Source organism: Pseudomonas extremaustralis (assembly GCF_900102035.1).
Classification (GTDB): domain Bacteria; phylum Pseudomonadota; class Gammaproteobacteria; order Pseudomonadales; family Pseudomonadaceae; genus Aquipseudomonas; species Aquipseudomonas extremaustralis.
In genome coordinates, this window is sequence record NZ_LT629689.1 from 4,686,572 (window position 1) to 4,704,701 (window position 18,130).

General features: G+C 62.1%; 15 protein-coding genes. 11 read left to right on the forward strand and 4 right to left on the reverse strand.

Annotated elements, in window-relative coordinates:
- Window positions 1-313: 313 nt before the first annotated feature.
- The 7 genes from BLR63_RS21520 (at window position 314) to tauD (ending at window position 8,500) form a co-directional block, all read left to right on the forward strand.
- The gene (locus tag BLR63_RS21520; RefSeq protein ID WP_010567110.1) at window positions 314-2,638 is read left to right on the forward strand and encodes a Tex family protein; all 2,325 of its coding nucleotides are present in this window, start codon (window positions 314-316) and stop codon (window positions 2,636-2,638) included.
- A complete protein-coding gene (locus BLR63_RS21525; RefSeq protein ID WP_010567109.1) occupies window positions 2,638-3,021 on the forward strand; it encodes a PaaI family thioesterase in 384 nt (127 codons plus the stop codon). The genes BLR63_RS21520 and BLR63_RS21525 overlap by 1 nt, the downstream gene beginning before the upstream one ends.
- Window positions 3,022-3,235: 214 nt before the next feature.
- Entirely contained in the window at window positions 3,236-4,819 is a 1,584-nt protein-coding gene (gshA, locus tag BLR63_RS21530; protein WP_010567108.1) for a glutamate--cysteine ligase, read from the forward strand.
- Between the two features lie 225 nt (window positions 4,820-5,044).
- Window positions 5,045-6,022, forward strand: a complete 978-nt coding sequence (gene tauA / locus BLR63_RS21535; protein WP_010567107.1) for a taurine ABC transporter substrate-binding protein — start codon at window positions 5,045-5,047, stop codon at window positions 6,020-6,022.
- Between the two features lie 17 nt (window positions 6,023-6,039).
- Window positions 6,040-6,819: a taurine ABC transporter ATP-binding subunit gene (gene tauB / locus BLR63_RS21540; RefSeq protein WP_042947489.1), complete on the forward strand. Its 780-nt coding sequence runs from the start codon at window positions 6,040-6,042 to the stop codon at window positions 6,817-6,819.
- Entirely contained in the window at window positions 6,816-7,652 is an 837-nt protein-coding gene (tauC, locus tag BLR63_RS21545; protein ID WP_010567105.1) for a taurine ABC transporter permease TauC, read from the forward strand. The genes tauB and tauC overlap by 4 nt, the downstream gene beginning before the upstream one ends.
- 11 nt (window positions 7,653-7,663) lie before the next feature.
- The gene (gene tauD / locus BLR63_RS21550) at window positions 7,664-8,500 is read left to right on the forward strand and encodes a taurine dioxygenase (protein WP_010567104.1); all 837 of its coding nucleotides are present in this window, start codon (window positions 7,664-7,666) and stop codon (window positions 8,498-8,500) included.
- Between the two features lie 47 nt (window positions 8,501-8,547).
- On the opposite strand, the gene mgrA is transcribed toward tauD, so the two are convergent.
- From mgrA to epsC, 4 genes are all read right to left on the reverse strand, one after another.
- The gene (mgrA, locus tag BLR63_RS21555; protein ID WP_010567103.1) at window positions 8,548-9,585 is read right to left on the reverse strand and encodes an L-glyceraldehyde 3-phosphate reductase; all 1,038 of its coding nucleotides are present in this window, start codon (window positions 9,583-9,585) and stop codon (window positions 8,548-8,550) included.
- A 107-nt stretch (window positions 9,586-9,692) separates the two neighbouring features.
- On the reverse strand, window positions 9,693-11,042 hold the full coding sequence (locus tag BLR63_RS21560) for an OprD family outer membrane porin (RefSeq protein WP_010567102.1): 1,350 nt from the start codon (window positions 11,040-11,042) through the stop codon (window positions 9,693-9,695).
- 157 nt (window positions 11,043-11,199) lie between these two features.
- Window positions 11,200-13,161, reverse strand: a complete 1,962-nt coding sequence (gene betT, locus BLR63_RS21565) for a choline transporter BetT (RefSeq protein ID WP_179130361.1) — start codon at window positions 13,159-13,161, stop codon at window positions 11,200-11,202.
- 303 nt (window positions 13,162-13,464) lie between these two features.
- Window positions 13,465-14,391 (reverse strand): serine O-acetyltransferase EpsC, encoded by a 927-nt coding sequence (gene epsC / locus BLR63_RS21570; RefSeq protein WP_010565432.1) that lies wholly within the window; start codon window positions 14,389-14,391, stop codon window positions 13,465-13,467.
- Window positions 14,392-14,557: 166 nt separating this feature from the next.
- Between epsC and BLR63_RS21575 the strand changes: the two genes are divergently transcribed.
- From BLR63_RS21575 to tcyN, 4 genes are all read left to right on the forward strand, one after another.
- Window positions 14,558-15,556: a D-cysteine desulfhydrase gene (locus BLR63_RS21575; RefSeq protein ID WP_010565431.1), complete on the forward strand. Its 999-nt coding sequence runs from the start codon at window positions 14,558-14,560 to the stop codon at window positions 15,554-15,556.
- A 212-nt stretch (window positions 15,557-15,768) separates the two neighbouring features.
- The gene (tcyJ, locus tag BLR63_RS21580) at window positions 15,769-16,563 is read left to right on the forward strand and encodes a cystine ABC transporter substrate-binding protein (RefSeq protein ID WP_010565430.1); all 795 of its coding nucleotides are present in this window, start codon (window positions 15,769-15,771) and stop codon (window positions 16,561-16,563) included.
- Window positions 16,563-17,228: a cystine ABC transporter permease gene (tcyL, locus tag BLR63_RS21585; protein ID WP_010565429.1), complete on the forward strand. Its 666-nt coding sequence runs from the start codon at window positions 16,563-16,565 to the stop codon at window positions 17,226-17,228. Before tcyJ ends, tcyL begins: the two co-directional genes overlap by 1 nt.
- Window positions 17,229-17,231: 3 nt before the next feature.
- Entirely contained in the window at window positions 17,232-17,978 is a 747-nt protein-coding gene (gene tcyN / locus BLR63_RS21590) for an L-cystine ABC transporter ATP-binding protein TcyN (RefSeq protein ID WP_010565428.1), read from the forward strand.
- Window positions 17,979-18,130: the final 152 nt, after the last annotated feature.

Sequence of the window (18,130 nt, forward strand, 5' to 3'; positions counted from 1 at the left end):
GTTATACGCACCGAGTGCATTGTTAGCAGATTTTTCCTCTACTGCCAGCGGACCCGCGCCCTACCACCGCTGGCGCAGTACCCCCCAAGGGCAGAACGCTGGTTATAATGCGGCGCCTTCGTGCAGGACAACGTCAGATCGTTACCGTTTACTGCCGGGCTTTTTTTATCCGCTTGTCGCGATTTTTTCGATTTCGAGGGTCAATAGGCTGCCTCTTGACCCAGGCAGCGGCGCCAGTCGGGCCGCTCAACCAGCCTCGCAAGGCCTTGTTTTCCGGGCCTGTGAACTGCTTCTAAGAATTTCAGGTGGTTTTATGGACAGCATCAACAGCCGCATTGCCGAGGAACTCGGTGTACGCCCACAACAGGTCGAAGCGGCCGTCGCTCTACTGGATGAAGGCTCCACGGTGCCCTTCATCGCCCGTTACCGTAAAGAAGTGACCGGCAGCCTCGATGACACCCAACTGCGGCACCTGGAAGAGCGCCTGCGCTACCTGCGAGAACTCGACGAACGGCGCATCAGCATCCTCGCCAGCATCGAGGAACAGGGCAAATTGACCCCGCAGCTGGAACGTGACATCAAGCTCGCCGACACCAAAACCCGCCTCGAAGACCTTTACCTGCCCTACAAACAAAAGCGCCGCACCAAGGGTCAGATCGCCCTGGAAGCCGGCCTGGGGGATCTGGCCGACGGCCTGTTCAACGACCCGTCGTTGACGCCCGAAACCGAAGCCGCCCGCTTCATCGACGCCGAAAAAGGCGTCGCCGACGTCAAGGCCGCCCTGGAAGGCGCCAAGTACATCCTGATGGAGCGCTTCGCCGAAGACGCCAGCCTCCTGGAAAAACTGCGTACCTATCTCAAGCAGGAAGCCATCCTCAGCGCCCGCGTGATCGCCGGCAAAGAGGAAGAAGGCGCCAAGTTCCGCGACTACTTCGAGCACGACGAACCGCTCAAGAGCATGCCGTCCCACCGCGCCCTGGCGATTTTCCGCGGTCGCAACGAAGGCATTCTCAGCTCGTCGCTGAAAGTCGGCGATGAACTGCCGGGCACCATGCACCCGTGCGAAGGCATGATCGGTCAACAATTCGGCATTCAGAATCAGAACCGTCCTGCGGACAAGTGGCTCGGTGAAGTGGTGCGCTGGACCTGGAAGGTCAAGCTCTACACCCACTTGGAAACCGACCTGCTGGGCGAGTTGCGCGACGGCGCCGAGACCGAGGCGATCAACGTCTTCGCCCACAACCTGCACGACCTGTTGCTGGCCGCCCCGGCCGGCCCGCGTGCGACCCTGGGCCTCGACCCGGGCCTGCGTACCGGCTGCAAGGTTGCCGTGGTCGACGCCACCGGCAAACTGCTGGACCACGCCACCGTCTACCCGCACGTGCCGCATAACAAGTGGGACCAGACCCTCGCGATCCTGGCTGCCCTGTGCGCCAAGCACGCCGTGGACCTGATCGCCATCGGCAACGGCACCGCCAGCCGTGAGACCGATAAGTTGGCCGCCGAGCTGATCAAAAAATACCCAGCCATGAAGATGACCAAGGTCATGGTCTCCGAGGCCGGTGCTTCGGTGTACTCGGCGTCGGAGCTGGCTTCCAAGGAATTCCCGGACCTCGACGTGTCGATCCGTGGCGCGGTGTCCATCGCCCGGCGTCTGCAGGACCCACTGGCCGAGCTGGTGAAGATCGACCCGAAATCCATCGGCGTCGGCCAATACCAGCACGACGTGTCGCAGTTGAAACTGGCGCGCGGCCTGGATGCGGTGGTGGAAGACTGTGTGAACGCCGTGGGCGTGGACGTGAACACCGCCTCGGTCGCACTGCTGGCGCGGATCTCCGGCCTCAACGCGACCCTGGCGCAGAACATCGTCACCCACCGCGACGAGAACGGTGCGTTCAAAACCCGCGCCGCGCTGAAAAAAGTCGCACGCCTGGGTGAAAAAACCTTCGAACAGGCCGCCGGTTTCCTGCGTGTCATGAACGGCGACAACCCGCTGGACGCCTCGGCGGTCCACCCGGAAGCCTACCCGCTGGTGCAACGTATCGCTGCCGAGACCGACCGCGATATCCGCTCGCTGATCGGCGACGCTGCGTTCCTCAAGCGCCTGGACCCGAAGAAATACACCGATGAAACCTTCGGCGTGCCGACCATCACCGACATCCTGCAAGAGCTGGAAAAACCCGGCCGCGACCCCCGTCCCGAATTCAAAACCGCCGAGTTCCAGGACGGCGTCGAAGACCTCAAGGACCTGCAGCTGGGCATGATCCTCGAAGGCGTGGTCACCAACGTGACCAACTTCGGTGCCTTTGTGGACATCGGCGTGCATCAGGACGGTTTGGTGCATATCTCCGCACTTTCGGAGAAGTTCATCAAGGACCCGCGCGAAGCGGTGAAGGCCGGTGACGTGGTCAAGGTCAAGGTCATGGAAGTGGACATCCCGCGCAAACGCGTCGGCCTGTCGATGCGCATGAGCGACACCCCCGGCGAGAAAATCGACGGTGCCCGTGGCGCACGCCCAGGCTCCGCGCCACGCCAGTCGCAGAACAACGCCCCGCGCAAGGAAACCGCCACCGCGGCGCCGACCAACAACGCGATGGCCTCGCTTTTCGCCAACGCCAAACAGTTGAAGAAACGCTGATGGAAATCCCGGCCGGCTTGACCCAGAGCGCGTTCAGCGAACTGATCGGTTGCCGCGTGCAGCGCCTTGAGGAAGGCGTTGCCGAGGTGGCCCTGACCCTGGAGCCGCAGCTGCGCAACCGCGCAGGCAAGCTCCATGGCGGGGCGATTTTCAGCCTGGTGGATATCACCATGGGGCTGGCGTGTTCCAGCGCCCATGGTTTCGACCGGCAGAGCGCGACCATCGAATGCAAGATCAACTACATCCGCGCCGTGTCCGATGGCGACGTGCTGTGCACCTCCCGCGTGATTCATGCGGGGCGGCGCACCATGGTGGTGGAAGCCGATGTGCACCAGGACGACAAACTCGTCGCAAAAGCACAAGGCACCTTCGCTGTCCTATAGCTCCCTGCCCTCGATTTGAGTTAATTTCGGCGCTGCGATAACGGCGTCGGAATTTTCCTGCTGCGCTGTAGCCCAATTCATGGAGTGAAGCCGGCTTTTTCAAAGCGGGTCAAATCGACTCAAAACCAGGCGATCACGCCAGTTTTAACTTCACCCTTGTAGACCGTCTTGACCACCCCCATATTGGGGCGACTGACGCGTGAAGGAATCCAACTTGAGCGAACTTCTCAACCGCCGCCTGGCCCTGCTCGGCAAGCGCGAACACCTCTCCCTGCTAGAGCACTGCTTGCATGGCATCGAGCGTGAATGCCTACGTGTCACCAGTGAAGGTCGGTTGGCGCAAACGCCACACCCCGAAGCCCTGGGTGCTGCGCTGACCCATGAACAGATCACCACCGACTACTCCGAATCGCTGCTGGAGTTCATCACCCCAGCCTTGCCCGACCCGGCCGATACCCTGAGCAGCCTGGACAAGATCCATCGCTTCGCCTATTCCAAGCTCGGCAGCGAATACCTGTGGAGCCCGTCGATGCCGTGCCCATTGCCGGCCGAGGAAGACATCCCGATTGCCTACTACGGCACCTCCAATATCGGACAGCTCAAGTACGTGTATCGCAAGGGCCTGGCCCTGCGGTACGGCAAGACCATGCAGTGCATCGCTGGCATCCACTACAACTTTTCCCTGCCGGAACAGCTGTGGCCGCTGCTCAAGGAAGCCGAAGGGTTCGTCGGCACCGACCGCGACTATCAGTCGGACGCCTATATCGCGCTGATCCGAAACTTCCGCCGCTACAGCTGGCTGCTGATGTACCTGTTCGGCGCCTCGCCGGCCCTGGACGCCGGTTTCCTGCGCGGGCGCTCGCACCAGTTGGAAGTGCTCGACGCCGATACCCTGTACCTGCCCTACGCCACCAGCCTGCGCATGAGCGACCTGGGTTACCAGAGCAACGCCCAGGCCGGCCTGACGCCGTGCTACAACGACCTGGCCAGCTACACCGACAGCCTGCGCACCGCAGTGGCAACGCCCTACGCGCCGTATGTCGAAATCGGCACCCACAAGGATGGTGAGTGGGTGCAGCTCAACACCAACATCCTGCAGATCGAAAACGAGTACTACTCCAACATCCGCCCCAAACGCGTGACCTACACCGGCGAGCGGCCGATCCAGGCGCTGATGGCCCGCGGCATCCAGTACATCGAAGTGCGTTGCCTGGATATCAACCCGTTCCTGCCGATGGGTATCGATCTGCAGGAGTCGCGGTTCCTCGACGCCTTCCTGCTCTACTGCGCGCTGAACGACAGCCCGCAGTTCGCCGACAACGAGTGCCGCAACGCCACGTCCAACTTCCTCAGTGTGGTCAAGGAAGGCCGACGCCCAGGCCTGCAATTGCAGCGCAAGGGCCAAGCGGTGGACCTGAAGGAATGGGCCACCGATCTGCTGGAAAAGATCGCCCCGTTGGCCGCCCTGCTCGACCAGAGCCATGGCATGACCGAACACAGCCAGGCGCTGGACGCTCAGTTGGCCAAGGTCAACGACCCGTCCCTGACGCCATCGGCCCAGGTGTTGGCGGCGATGGCCGAGCGCAAAGAAAGTTTTGCGCAATTCTCTCTGCACCAGAGCGAGGTGCACGCCGAGCATTTCCGCCGCGAGCCTTTGCCGGCCCAAGAGCAGGCACGCTTTGAAGAGCTGGCGCGCACGTCCCTGGCGCAACAGGCGGAGCTGGAGCAGAACGAAGTGGGCGATTTCGATGTATTCGTCGGCTCGTACCAGGCCAGCATCCTCGCCATCAGTAACTAAGGACCTGCTCGGTCCCCTGTTAGCTGTGGATCAGTCACTGATGGGTTGACTGACCCACCGCTATCGGGAGCAAGCCCCCTCCCACATTTGCCCTCATCCAGTTCAAGATTGGCTTCAACCTTTCTCCTCATAAGCTAATGCGAAAATGTTATTTATTTTCGGATTCTTAGATCATTTAGTCTCCTCACATGCCGACCCTCGGCCGCTTGATTGAGGAGCTTCCCCTTGAAACTGCTGACCCCTCTGCGCCTCTTGGCCGCATTGTCGCTGGCCGGTGCCAGCCTGTTTGCCCAGGCGGCGGATGTGACCATCGCCTACCAGACCACCGTAGACCCGGCCAAAGTCGCCCAGGCCGACGGTGCGTATGAAAAAGCCACTAACGCCAAGATCGACTGGCGCAAATTCGACAATGGCGCCGATATCATCGCCGCCATCGCCTCCGGCGACGTACAGATCGGCTACCTCGGTTCCAGCCCACTGACCGCCGCCATCACTCGCAAGGTGCCGGTGCAAACCTTCCTCGTCGCCACTCAGATCGGCGGTGCCGAAGCCCTGGTGGTGCGCGACGGTTCGGGGATCAACGGCCCGCAGGACCTGATCGGTAAGAAAGTCGCCGTACCGTTCGTGTCCACCGGTCACTACAGCCTGCTGGCCGCACTGAAGCACTGGAACATCGACCCGTCGAAAGTGACCATCCTCAACCTCGCACCGCCAGCGATCATCGCCGCCTGGAAACGTGGCGATATCGACGCCACCTACGTGTGGGACCCGGCCCTGGGCGTGGCCAAGGAAAACGGCAAGGTGCTGATCACTTCCGGCGAACTGGCCAAGTTTGGCGCGCCGACCTTCGATGCGTGGATCGTGCGTAAGGATTTTGCCGAGAAGCACCCGGAAATCGTCAGCACGTTCGCCAAAGTCACCCTGGATGCCTACGCCGCCTACCGCAAAGACCCACAAGCCTGGCTCGCCGATAAAGGCAACGTCGACAAGTTGGTCAAGCTCTCCGGCGCCAAGGCCAGTGACATCCCGCTGCTGCTGCAAGGCAACGTCTACCCGCTGGCCGCTGACCAGGTGACGCTGCTGGGCGCACCGACCATCAAGGCCGTGACCGACACCGCTGCGTTCCTCAAGGAACAAGGCAAGGTCGACGCGGTGCTGCCGGACTACGCCCCTTACGTCAGCGCTAAATTCATCCCCCACTGATTCAGGAGTTCATCGCGATGGCCTTGCTACAACTGGAGCGCATCAGCGCACAGTACCCAGGCGCCACAGAACCGGTACTGTCTGACATTTCACTGAACCTTGGGCCCCAGCAATTGCTGGTGGCCCTCGGCCCGTCCGGCAGTGGCAAAACTTCGTTGTTGAACCTGATCGCCGGCTTTGTCGAACCGTCGGCCGGCCGCATCACCCTGGATGGTGTGCCGGTCAAAGGCCCCAGCGCCGAACGCGGCGTGGTGTTCCAGGACGACGCCCTGCTGCCCTGGCAGGACGTGCTGGCCAACGTCGGCTTCGGCCTGGAACTGGCCGGCGTGCCCAAGGCGCAACGCGAAGTGCGCGCCCGGGAAATGCTCGCGCTGGTGGACCTGGCCGGTTTCGACAGTCGGCGCATCTGGCAACTCTCCGGCGGCCAGAAACAACGCGTCGGCCTGGCCCGTGCGTTGGCCGCCGACCCACGCGTGCTGTTGATGGACGAACCTTTCGGCGCCCTCGATGCCTTCACCCGCGAACAGATGCAGGAGCTGTTGCTGCAAGTCTGGCGGCGCACGGCCAAGCCGGTGTTCCTGATTACCCATGACATCGAAGAAGCGGTATTCCTCGCCACCGATCTGATCCTGCTGGCGCCCAACCCGGGCCAGATCGTCGAGCGCCTGCACCTGGATTTCGGCCAGCGCTATGCCGCCGGCGAATCGGCGCGGGCGATCAAGTCCGATCCGCGTTTTATCGAAACCCGCGAACACGTGCTGGGCAAAGTGTTCTCGCAACGGCAGGTGTGCGCATGAGCAGCTACGAACTCCCCGCCACGGCCACCAAGCCGGTGGCGCACGCGGTTATACCGCTGCGGCGCAGCCTGAGCACGCGCTGGATCAGCCTGCTGACCCTGGTGGCCTTGCTGGCGATCTGGTGGGCGGTGACCGCCACCGGCGTGATCGAACCGCTGTTCCTGCCACCGCCCTCTGCCGTGCTGCAAAAAGCCTGGTTGCTGGCGACCACCGGTTACATGGATTCCACCTTGTGGCAGCACTTGGCCGCGAGCCTCAGCCGGATCGGCCTGGGCCTGGGCTTTGCGGTCCTGACCGCCGTGCCGGTGGGCATCGCCATCGGTGCCAATCGCGTCGCCCGGGGCATTCTCGACCCGCTGATCGAGTTCTACCGGCCGATTCCGCCCCTGGCGTATCTGCCGTTGATCGTGATCTGGTGCGGCATCGGCGAGCTGTCCAAAGTGCTGCTGATTTACCTGGCGATCTTTGCCCCGATTGCCATCGCGACGGCGACCGGCGTGCGCACCGTCGACCCGGCCAAGCTGCGTGCGGCGCAGTCATTGGGCGCCAGCCGCGCCCAGTTGATTCGCCATGTGATCCTGCCCAGCGCCCTGCCCGACATCCTCACCGGCGTGCGCATCGGCCTGGGCGTGGGCTGGTCGACCCTGGTCGCCGCCGAGCTGATCGCCGCCACCCGCGGCCTGGGCTTCATGGTGCAGTCGGCGGCGCAGTTCCTGGTCACCGATGTGGTGGTGCTGGGAATTCTGGTGATCGCGTTGATCGCCTTCGCCATGGAGATGGGCCTGCGTGCCCTGCAGCGTAAATTGGTGCCCTGGCATGGCCAGGCACATTAAGTGAGAACCCCATGAGCAGCCTGACCGTTACGCCATTAAGCACCGCCCTGGGCGCCCAAATCAGTGGCGTCGATATCACCCAGCCGCTGAACCTCGAACAGCGCGACGCCATCGAACAGGCGTTACTGACGCATTCGGTGCTGTTCTTTCGCGACCAGCCGATCACCCCGCAACAACAGGCGCGGTTCGCGGCTGATTTCGGTGACCTGCACATCCACCCGATCTACCCCAACGTGCCGGAACAGCCCGAAGTGCTGATCCTCGACACCGCCGTCACCGACGTGCGCGACAACGCGGTGTGGCACACCGACGTGACCTTCCTGCCCACCCCGGCCCTCGGCGCGGTGCTCAGTGCCAAGCTGTTGCCGGCGTTCGGCGGCGATACGTTGTGGGCCAGTGGCATCGCGGCATACGAGGCGTTGTCCGCGCCGCTCAAGCGCCTGCTCAACGGGCTGACCGCCACCCACGATTTCACCAAGTCCTTCCCGCTGGAGCGCTTTGGCAACACCGCCGAAGACCTGGCGCGCTGGGAAGAAACCCGCAAGAAAAACCCGCCGCTGTCGCACCCGGTGGTGCGCACGCATCCGGTGAGCGGGCGCAAGTCGCTGTTTGTCAGTGAGGGCTTCACCACCAAGATCAACGAACTGGAACCGGCGGAAAGCGAGGCGATCTTGAAGCTGCTGTTCGCCCACGCGACACGCCCTGAGTTCACGATTCGCTGGCGCTGGCAAGAGAATGACGTGGCGTTCTGGGATAACCGCGTGACCCAGCACTACGCGGTGGATGACTACCGGCCGCAGCGGCGGGTGATGCATCGAGCGACGATTCTGGGCGACGTGCCGTTCTAATGTGGGAGGGAGCAAGCCCCCTCCCAGATTGACCAAGGCGTGCCGGGTTATTCAGCAGTGGATGGCTTTTCCCACAGGTTGATCCCACCTTCCAACGCGAACCGATCGATCTCCGCCAATTCCTCGGCGGTGAAGCTCAGGTTCTGCAATGCCCCGACGTTCTCGATGATCTGCTCCGGCCGGCTGGCGCCGATCAGTGCGCTGGTCACCCGTGGATCGCGCAGGGTCCAGGCCAGGGCCAGTTGCGCCAGGCTCTGGCCGCGACGCTTGGCGATTTCGTTCAATGCACGCACGTGGGCGATGTTGGTTTCGGACAGGTGCTTGGCCTGCAACGAACCACCGCCCGGACGGTTGACCCGTGCATCGGCCGGTACGCCATTGAGGTACTTGTCGGTGAGCAATCCCTGGGCCAGCGGTGTAAATGCGATCACCCCGGCGCCAAGTGCTTCGGTGGTGTCCAGCAGGTCTTTTTCCACCCAGCGGTTGAGCAGGTTGTAGGCCGGTTGGTGGATCAGCAGCGGCACTTTCCACTCGTTGAGCAGGGCCGCGATTTCGCGGGTTTTCACCCCGGAGTAAGACGAGATGCCGATGTACAACGCCTTGCCCTGTTGCACGGCGGTGGCGAGGGCGCTGGCGGTTTCTTCCAGGGGCGTGTCGGCGTCGAAGCGGTGCGAGTAGAAAATATCCACATAGTCGACGCCCAGGCGTTGCAGGCTCTGGTCCAGGCTTGCCAGCACATATTTGCGCGAGCCGCCGCCCTGGCCGTAAGGGCCCGGCCACATGTCCCAGCCGGCCTTGCTGGAGATGATCAGTTCGTCGCGGTAGCTCTTGAAGTCTTCGCGCAGCAACCGGCCGAAGTTGATCTCGGCGCTGCCGTAGGGCGGGCCGTAGTTGTTGGCCAGGTCGAAGTGGTTGATTCCCAGGTCGAACGCCGTGCGCAGCAGGGCGCGCTGGGTGTCGATCGGGGTGCTGTCGCCAAAGTTGTGCCACAGCCCCAGGGACAGTGCCGGTAGCACCAGTCCACTGCGGCCTACGCGGCGATAGGGAATAGATTCATAGCGGTTTTCGGCAGCAATGTAAGTCATCGAATCCTCTCTTGGACGTAGGCAAATAAGGCCTGGAAATAAGGTTATTCCCAGGCCTTCTAACCAGCTGAATCGCTTAAGTCGCCCGTCCGTTTTACAGCAATTTCCTACCAGAGTGGAACGACATAGCTGACATAAAAGCGGTTTTCATCCTGCACGGTAGCGCCGGTAATTTCCGGGCTGGCATGGGCGTTTTTCCAGCTCACGCCGAGGCCCTTGAGGGTACCGGTGGGAACTTGATAGGCCACGGCCACGTTGCGTTCCCACTCGCTGGTGGTGCCCTGAGCGGTGCGGATGTCATCGCCATGGGCGTAGGCGGCGGAGAAGGTCAGGCCGGTGAGACCGATTTTGCCGAAGTCATATTTGTACTGCGCCAGCCAGGTGCGTTCGCCCGCGTGCTGGAATTTGTTCAGTTGCATGTTGGTCAGCGCCGGGGTGTCGGCGCCCGAACCCGGACCTTGGCGGGCATCACCGCTGTTCAGGCCGGAGTCGAGGTACGGAAAGTCGCTCTCGCCGCTGTTTTTCTGAATCCCGAGGCCGACGGTGTGACCGTTCAGGCTGTAGCTTTCCAGCAGGCTGATGGTGGACTGGTTGATGCGCCCTTTGTTCACGCCGTCGCCGTAGGAGCCGGCTGCCGCATAGTTCTTGTCGCCATCGGCGTTGCCGCCCACGCCCAGGCTGCGGAATACGCGCACATCGGTGTCGATTGCACCGACCGGCAATGCGTCGTGGTGCTTGGCGCCGAGGAAGAACTGCTGGTAGTAATCCTCGAGGTTGGAGTACCACAGGCTGACCGTGGTGTTCTGGATGCCGGTGTAGTCCGCGCCGCCGAAGAGGAAGCGATCGCTCTCTTTGGTGCCGCCGGCGGTGATCATGCCCTGGTCGCCGGTTTCGTTGCGGATCTTGGTCTTGAAGATATCGCCGCCGGTGAAGGTGAAATCACTGAGGTCCTTGGACACCAGTTGCACCCCGGTGTTGGTCTGCTGGTACAGGCGACCGTCCGTGTTGGCCAGCAGCGGGTTGTTGCCGTAGAGCGTACCGAGGCGCAACTCGTCCTTGGCAAAGCGCATCTTGAGCGTTGGGCTGAGTACGCCGAACTGGTCGGCGGATTTGCCGTTATCCAGCGGGAACATGCTGCCGGGGTAGCGGCCCTGGTGATTCTTGTCGTTGAGGTCGCCGCCCGAATCCAGCTTCAAGCCGTAGAACGCCTGCAGATCCAAGCCGAAGCCAACCGTTCCCTCGGTGTAGCCGGACTTGAAGTTGAACTCGAAGCCCTGGCCCCAATCCCGAATGCTGTGGGCCTTGGCGCTGCTGCCCACTACGTCACGCCCCTGCTGGTTGAGATAGCGATTGAGCAGGGTCACGTCGGCGTGGCTGTCATCGATAAAATCGGCATGGGCGGACAGCATAAAGCTCGCCATGGCGGCTCCCACCACGGGGCTTAAAAACGTCTTCATCTGTACCGGTCTCCGTCACTGTTCTGAAATGAAAGCGTCAAACGCTTCACACAATTACGCAGGGCGCATATGACAGTTGCGCGTCAAAACGGCGCGCGGGCAGATGAAATTAAATTTAAGAAAGCCCCGTGGAACGGGGCTTTTCGCCAACGAAGGGTCAGCGCACCAGGTGCAGGAACTGCAGGTGGCGCTCATATTGGTCAAGGATGTCGTTGATGATCTGCTCCTTGGTGTAGCCCACCAGATCGTAGTCCTGACTGCCCTCCCTCAAGTGCACCTCGGCACGGTAGTAGCGGCGATTGTTGAGCTGTTTTGACCCCATGCCGCCGCGTGCGAACGAGGGCGTGAAATAACCGCGCATCTGCACCTGGTAAACGAACGGGTGCTCTTCGCCATGACCGATTTCCAGGCTGACACTGTCGTTGGACGGGTCGGGCTGGGTCACGACGTTGAGGCCTTTTTCGACAAACACGGCCGTCACTTCTTCGATCGCCGGGCGCACGGTGGTCTCAAGGAAACGGTACACCTCGTCCCGTGACGGGAAATGTACGGCCTGGCTCAAACGCTGGCGCCAGCCTCCCGTGCCCTTGCGTGAGCCCGATACCGGCGCCAGCGAATGCAACTGCGCGATCTGTTTTTGCGACTCGAGGTAGAAGGCCTTGTGCAGCCCCCACATCATCAGCAGCAGGATCAACGAGAACGGCAGCGAGGTCAGCACCACCGCCGACTTGAGCGAGTCGATACTGCCGGCAAACAGCAGCGCACTGGTGACCAGCGCCGTCATCGCGCCCCAGAACACCCGCAGCCACTTCGGCCCGTCTTCATCGGGGTTGCCGCCCTTGGACGACAGGGTCGACAGCACCACGGTGCCGGAGTCGGCCGAGGTGACGAAGAACACGAAGCTGATAAACACGGTGACGGCGATCACCGTCTTGCTCCACGGGTAGGTTTCCAGCAACAGGTACAGGCTCATCGACGGATCATCGATGGCCGACTGACCGAGGGCCGCCATCCCGTGGTTGAGCACCTGGTCAATGGCGCTGTTACCGAAGATCGACATCCACGCCAGGGTGAAACCCAGCGGGATCAGCAGCACGCCGAACACGAATTCGCGGATGGTGCGGCCACGGGAAATCCGCGCGATGAACAGGCCCACGAACGGTGACCATGCGATCCACCAGGCCCAATAGAACACCGTCCAACCGCCCAGCCAGTCGCTGGGTTTGTCGTAGGCATAGACGTCGAAACTCTTGGTCGGCAACGCGCCGAGGTAGTCGCCGATGTTCTGGATCAGGGTGTTGAGCAAGTGCTGGGTGGGCCCGGCGAACAACACGAACAGCAGCAGCGCACAGGCCAGCAGCATGTTGATGTCGGACATCACCCGCACCCCCTTGTCCACCCCGGCTACGGCCACCAGGATCGCCGCGCCCATCATCAGGGTGATCAGGCCGACCTGAATCCACTGGGTGTGGGCAATGCCGAACAGGTAATCCAGACCGGCGTTGAGGTGCAGCACGCCGAAGCCCATGTCGGCACCGAGGCCGAACACCGTGGCGATGATGCCGAAGCCATCCACCGCGTATCCGATAGGGCCGTTGATGCGCTTGCCGATCAGCGGGTACAGCGCCGAACGCAGCGCCAGCGGCAGGTTATGCCGGTAGGCGAAATACGCCAGGGCCATGCCGACAAACGCGAACACGCCCCAACCGTGCAGCCCCCAGTGCAGAAACAGGATCTGCATGGCCTGGCGCGCGGCATCGGCGTTCAATGCCTCGCCCTGGGGCGGTTGCACCAGGTGGGTCAGCGGCTCGGAGACGCAGAAGAAAAACAGCGTGATGCTGATCCCGGCGGCGAACAGCATGCCGGCCCAGGACAGGTAGCTGAATTCGGGCTCGTCGTGGTCGGCACCGAGTTTTATCTTGCCGTAGCCCGATAGCGCGGTGACCACCACGAAGACCAGATACAGGGTCATCGCCAGCATGTAGTACCAGCCGACCGTATTGGCCGCCCAGTTTTGCGCGGCCAGCAGCCAGGCACCGGCCTGTTGCGGGATAGCGATGACAGTGATGCCGAACAGCAGGATGAAGGTGGCGGCGAAGTAGAAGACCGGCGCATTCATGCGCACCAGGCCGCTGGAAGGAGTGGACGATGCACTCATGAGCGATGCACCGCGAGGGTGTGAGATGTGGCGGTGTAAAACGGACTCAGCAAAAGTAAGCCTCCTGTTGTGAGCGTGGATAGGCGGCCTGGGACTAATCGCAGGGATGAATATGACGGCTGAGCGAGGCAAATCGTTCAGTGATTGGGATTTGGAATGCGCATAAAAAATGTGGGGGCTTGCTCCCGATAGCGGTGGGTCAGTCACACAGATACAAACTGATCCACCGCTATCGGGAGCAAGCCCCCTCCCACAAGGGTTTGTTTACTTTTGCGCGCCGTCGTCGTGTTGCAGGTTTGCCTGGGTGATATTCGCCCCCGCTGGCACGCTGCGGGTCAGCCACACGTTGCCGCCGATGGTCGAGCCTTGGCCGATGGTGATGCGCCCGAGGATCGTCGCCCCGGCATAAATCACCACGTCGTCCTCGACGATCGGATGGCGCGGATGGCCTTTCTGCAACTGCCCGTCTTCGTCCGCCGGGAAGCGCTTGGCGCCCAGGGTCACGGCCTGGTAGATGCGCACCCGCTCGCCGATGATCGCGGTTTCGCCGATCACCACACCGGTCCCATGGTCGATGAAGAAGCTCGGGCCGATCTGCGCGCCGGGGTGGATATCGATACCGGTGGCCGAATGGGCGATTTCCGCAATGATCCGCGCCAACAGCGGTAGGCCGGCGCGATACAGGTGGTGGGCCAGGCGATGGTGAATCACCGCCAGGATCCCCGGATAGCACAGCAGCACCTCGTCCACGCTGCGGGCGGCCGGGTCGCCGTGGTAGGCGGCGAGCACGTCGGTGTCCAGCAGGATACGCAGCGCCGGCAAGGCCAGGGCAAAGTCCTGGATCAGCCGGATCGCATGCGCATCGATCTGGCTGTCATCCTGGCCGCCCTGGCGCGCGGCATAGCGCAACTCCAGGCGCGCCTGGGCGAGCAAGGCATTCAAGGCGACGTCGAGGGTGTGGCCGACGTAGAAATCTTCACTCTCTTCACGCAAATCCGCCGGCCCCAGGCGCATGGGAAACAGCGCGCCGCACAGTGCCTCGAGGATCTGCGCCACCGCTTCGCGCGACGGCAACTCGCGGCCGCCATGCTCGCCGCTCAAGCGACCGTTGCGGGTTCGCCACTGGTCACGGGCGCCGCGCAGTTGGCTGACGATGGTTTGTAGTTGCCAATGACTGGAACGCTCACTCACGGTCTTCACTCCTGACGAAATGGCCATCACTTTACGGTATGCACCGTGGGCGCCCTTAAGAACCAATGATGCAATGCTAAGAACCGCCCGGAATAAGCGATTGGCGGTTGCCCGATGAAAAGTGCCTGCCTATAGTCGCCCCATCACTTAGCAACCGTGCGCAGCCATGATCAAACAACAGCTCGACCGTTTTAACCGCCTGGAACTGCTGGGCGGCGCCACTGCCCTGGAAAAACTCGAGCGGTTGTCGACCTGGTTGGGCAGGGACATCTACGTCAAGCGCGACGACACCACGCCGCTGGCCATGGGCGGCAACAAGCTGCGCAAACTCGAATACCTGGCCGCCGATGCCATCGCCCAGGGCGCCGATACGCTGATAACCGCCGGCGCCATCCAATCCAACCATGTGCGCCAGACCGCCGCGCTGGCCGCCAAGCTCGGCCTGGGTTGCGTGGCCCTGCTGGAAAATCCCACCGGCACCGAAGACCCCAACTACCTGGGCAACGGCAACCGCCTGTTGCTGGAGTTGTTCGATGCCAAGGTGGAGTTGGTGGAAAACCTCGACAACGCCGACGACCAGCTCAATGCCCTCGCCGATCGCCTGCGCAGCAACGGCAGGAAACCATACCTGGTGCCCATCGGCGGCTCCAACGCCCTCGGCGCCCTCGGTTATGTGCGCGCCGGCCTGGAACTGGCCGCGCAGATCGAAGACAGCGGCATCGAATTCGCCGCCGTGGTACTGGCGTCCGGCAGTGCGGGCACCCACAGCGGCCTGGCCTTGGCCTTGAGCGAAGTGCTGCCGGATCTGCCGGTGATCGGCGTCACCGTGTCACGCACCGAAGACGCACAGTTCCCGAAAGTACAGGGCCTGGCCGAACGCACCGCCGAGTTGCTGGGGGTGCAGGTGCCCAAGGCCTTCAAGGTGATCCTGTGGGATGAATATTTTGGCCCGCGCTACGGCGAACCGAACGCCGGCACCCTGGCGGCGGTCAAGTTACTGGCCAGCCAGGAAGGCCTGCTGCTGGACCCGGTCTACACTGGCAAGGCCATGGCCGGCTTGCTGGACGGCATCGGCCGCCAGCGCTTTGAAGACGGGCCAATTATTTTCCTGCATACCGGTGGGGCACCGGCGTTGTTTGCCTATGACCGCGTTCTAACGGATTGAACACGGGCTACATGGAGGAGGGACGTGCTCCCTCCCACATCAGGGCTGCCGCATATTCCAAATACGCATAAATGATTTGATTTATATTATTTTCAAGTCTTAAAAGCCGGCTTTATCATCGCGCCGCAGGCGAAGACGCGCTCAGCGCTTTAAGGCAGGATACGCCTACCGCGTCACCTGCTTCGCTCAACATAAAAACACAGGGGCTCTTCATGACTATTTCTGTATTCCGTCGCACCTTGCTGGTGGGCACTTTGGGTCTGGCTCTGGGAGCCGGTTGGTTGGGCCAGGCGGTTGCTGGCGAGCAATTGAGTACGATCAAAAAGGCCGGCGAGATCAAGATCGGCCTGGAAGGCACCTACCCTCCGTTCAGCTTTGTCGACGAAAGCGGCAAGCTCAGCGGCTTCGAGGTCGAGCTGTCCGAAGCGCTGGCCAAGGAGCTGGGCGTCAAGGTCAAGCTGCAAGCCACGCCATGGGACGGCATCCTCGCAGCCCTGGAGTCCAAGCGACTGGACGCCGTGGTCAACCAGGTCACCATCTCGGAAGAACGCAAGAAGAAATATGACTTCTCCACGCCGTATACCGTTTCCGGAATCCAGGCACTGGTGCTGAAAAAGAACCTCAACACCATCAAGACCGCCGACGACCTGGCCGGCAAAAAAGTCGGTGTAGGCCTGGGCACCAACTACGAACAATGGCTCAAGGACAACCAGCCGAATGCCATCATCAAGACCTATAACGATGACCCCACCAAGTTCCAGGACCTGCGCATCGGGCGCATCGACGCCATTCTGATCGACCGTCTGGCGGCGCTCGAATATGCCAAGAAAGCCCCGGACACCGCCGCCGCCGGCGATGCGTTCTCGCGCCAGGAAGCCGGTATTGCCCTGCGCAAAGGCGAGCCTGAACTGCTCGACGCGGTGAACAAGGCCCTCGACAAGCTGCGCGCCGACGGCACCTTGAAGAAGCTGTCCGAGAAGTACTTCAACGCTGACGTCACTCAATAATGGAAGCAGGTTTCCAACTCGCGCTGGACTCCGCGCCCTTTCTGCTCAAGGGCGCGTATTACACGGTAATCCTCAGCCTTGGCGGGATGTTCTTCGGTTTGCTGCTGGGCTTCGGCCTGGCCTTGATGCGCTTGTCGCGCTTCAAGCTGGTGAACTGGCTCGCCCGCGTCTACGTGTCGTTCTTTCGCGGTACGCCCCTGCTGGTGCAGTTGTTCCTGATCTACTACGGCTTGCCGCAAGTGGGCATCGAGCTGGACCCGATCCCGGCCGCCATGATCGGCTTTTCGCTGAACATGGCCGCCTACGCCTGTGAAATCCTGCGCGCTGCCATCGGCTCCATCGAGCGTGGCCAGTGGGAAGCCGCCGCCAGTATCGGCATGACCCGTGCGCAGACCCTGCGCCGGGCCATCCTGCCGCAAGCCATGCGCACGGCCTTGCCGCCGCTGGGCAACAGCTTTATTTCGCTGGTCAAGGACACGGCGCTGGCCGCCACCATCCAGGTGCCCGAGCTGTTCCGCCAGGCACAACTGGTGTCGGCACGCACCTTTGAAATCTTCACCATGTATCTCTCCGCAGCCCTGATCTACTGGATCCTGGCCAGTATCCTGGCGCATTTTCAAAATCGTCTGGAAGCCCGGGTCAACCGGCATGACCTGGAGTCCTGAAGCATGATCGTGGTTGAAAAACTGACCAAACAATTCAACGGCCAGGTGGTGCTCAACGGCATCGACCTGGAGGTCAAGGAAGGCGAAGTCGTCGCCATCATCGGTCCCAGCGGCTCCGGCAAGACCACCTTCCTGCGCTGCCTGAACTTCCTCGAAACCCCCACCAGCGGCCGCATCAAGGTCGGTGACATCGAGATCGACAGCAGCAAGCCGATCAACCAGCAACAAGGCCTGGTGCGGCGCTTGCGCCAGCACGTGGGTTTTGTGTTCCAGAGCTTCAACCTGTTCCCCCATCGCACCGCGCTGGAAAACGTCATCGAAGGCCCCACCGTGGTCAAGAAGATGCCCCGCGAAGCCGCCGTGGCCCTGGGCCGCAAGCTGCTGGCCAGGGTCGGTCTGGCGGGCAAGGAGGACGCCTACCCACGGCGCTTGTCCGGTGGCCAGCAACAGCGCGTGGCGATTGCCCGGGCGCTGGCCATGGAGCCAGAGGTGATTCTGTTCGACGAACCCACCTCGGCCCTCGACCCGGAACTGGTGGGCGAAGTGCTGGCGACCATCCGCAGCCTCGCCGAAGAAAACCGCACCATGGTGATCGTCACCCACGAAATGAGCTTTGCCCGGGATGTGGCCAACCGGGTGATCTTCTTCGACAAGGGCGTGATCGTGGAACAAGGCGAAGCCAAGGCATTGTTCGCCCACCCCAAGGAAGAACGGACCAAGCAATTCCTGAGCAAATTCCTCGCCCAATGACCCACCCCCCTGTAGGAGCTGGCTCGCCAGCGAAAAACCATCAGGCAACGCGGTCAACCTGAGAGACCGCGTTATCGTTGACGATTTTCGCTGGCAAGCCAGCTCCTACAGGAAGGCTGCGTACCCAGGGGTAAAACTGCCCGCCAGATCGC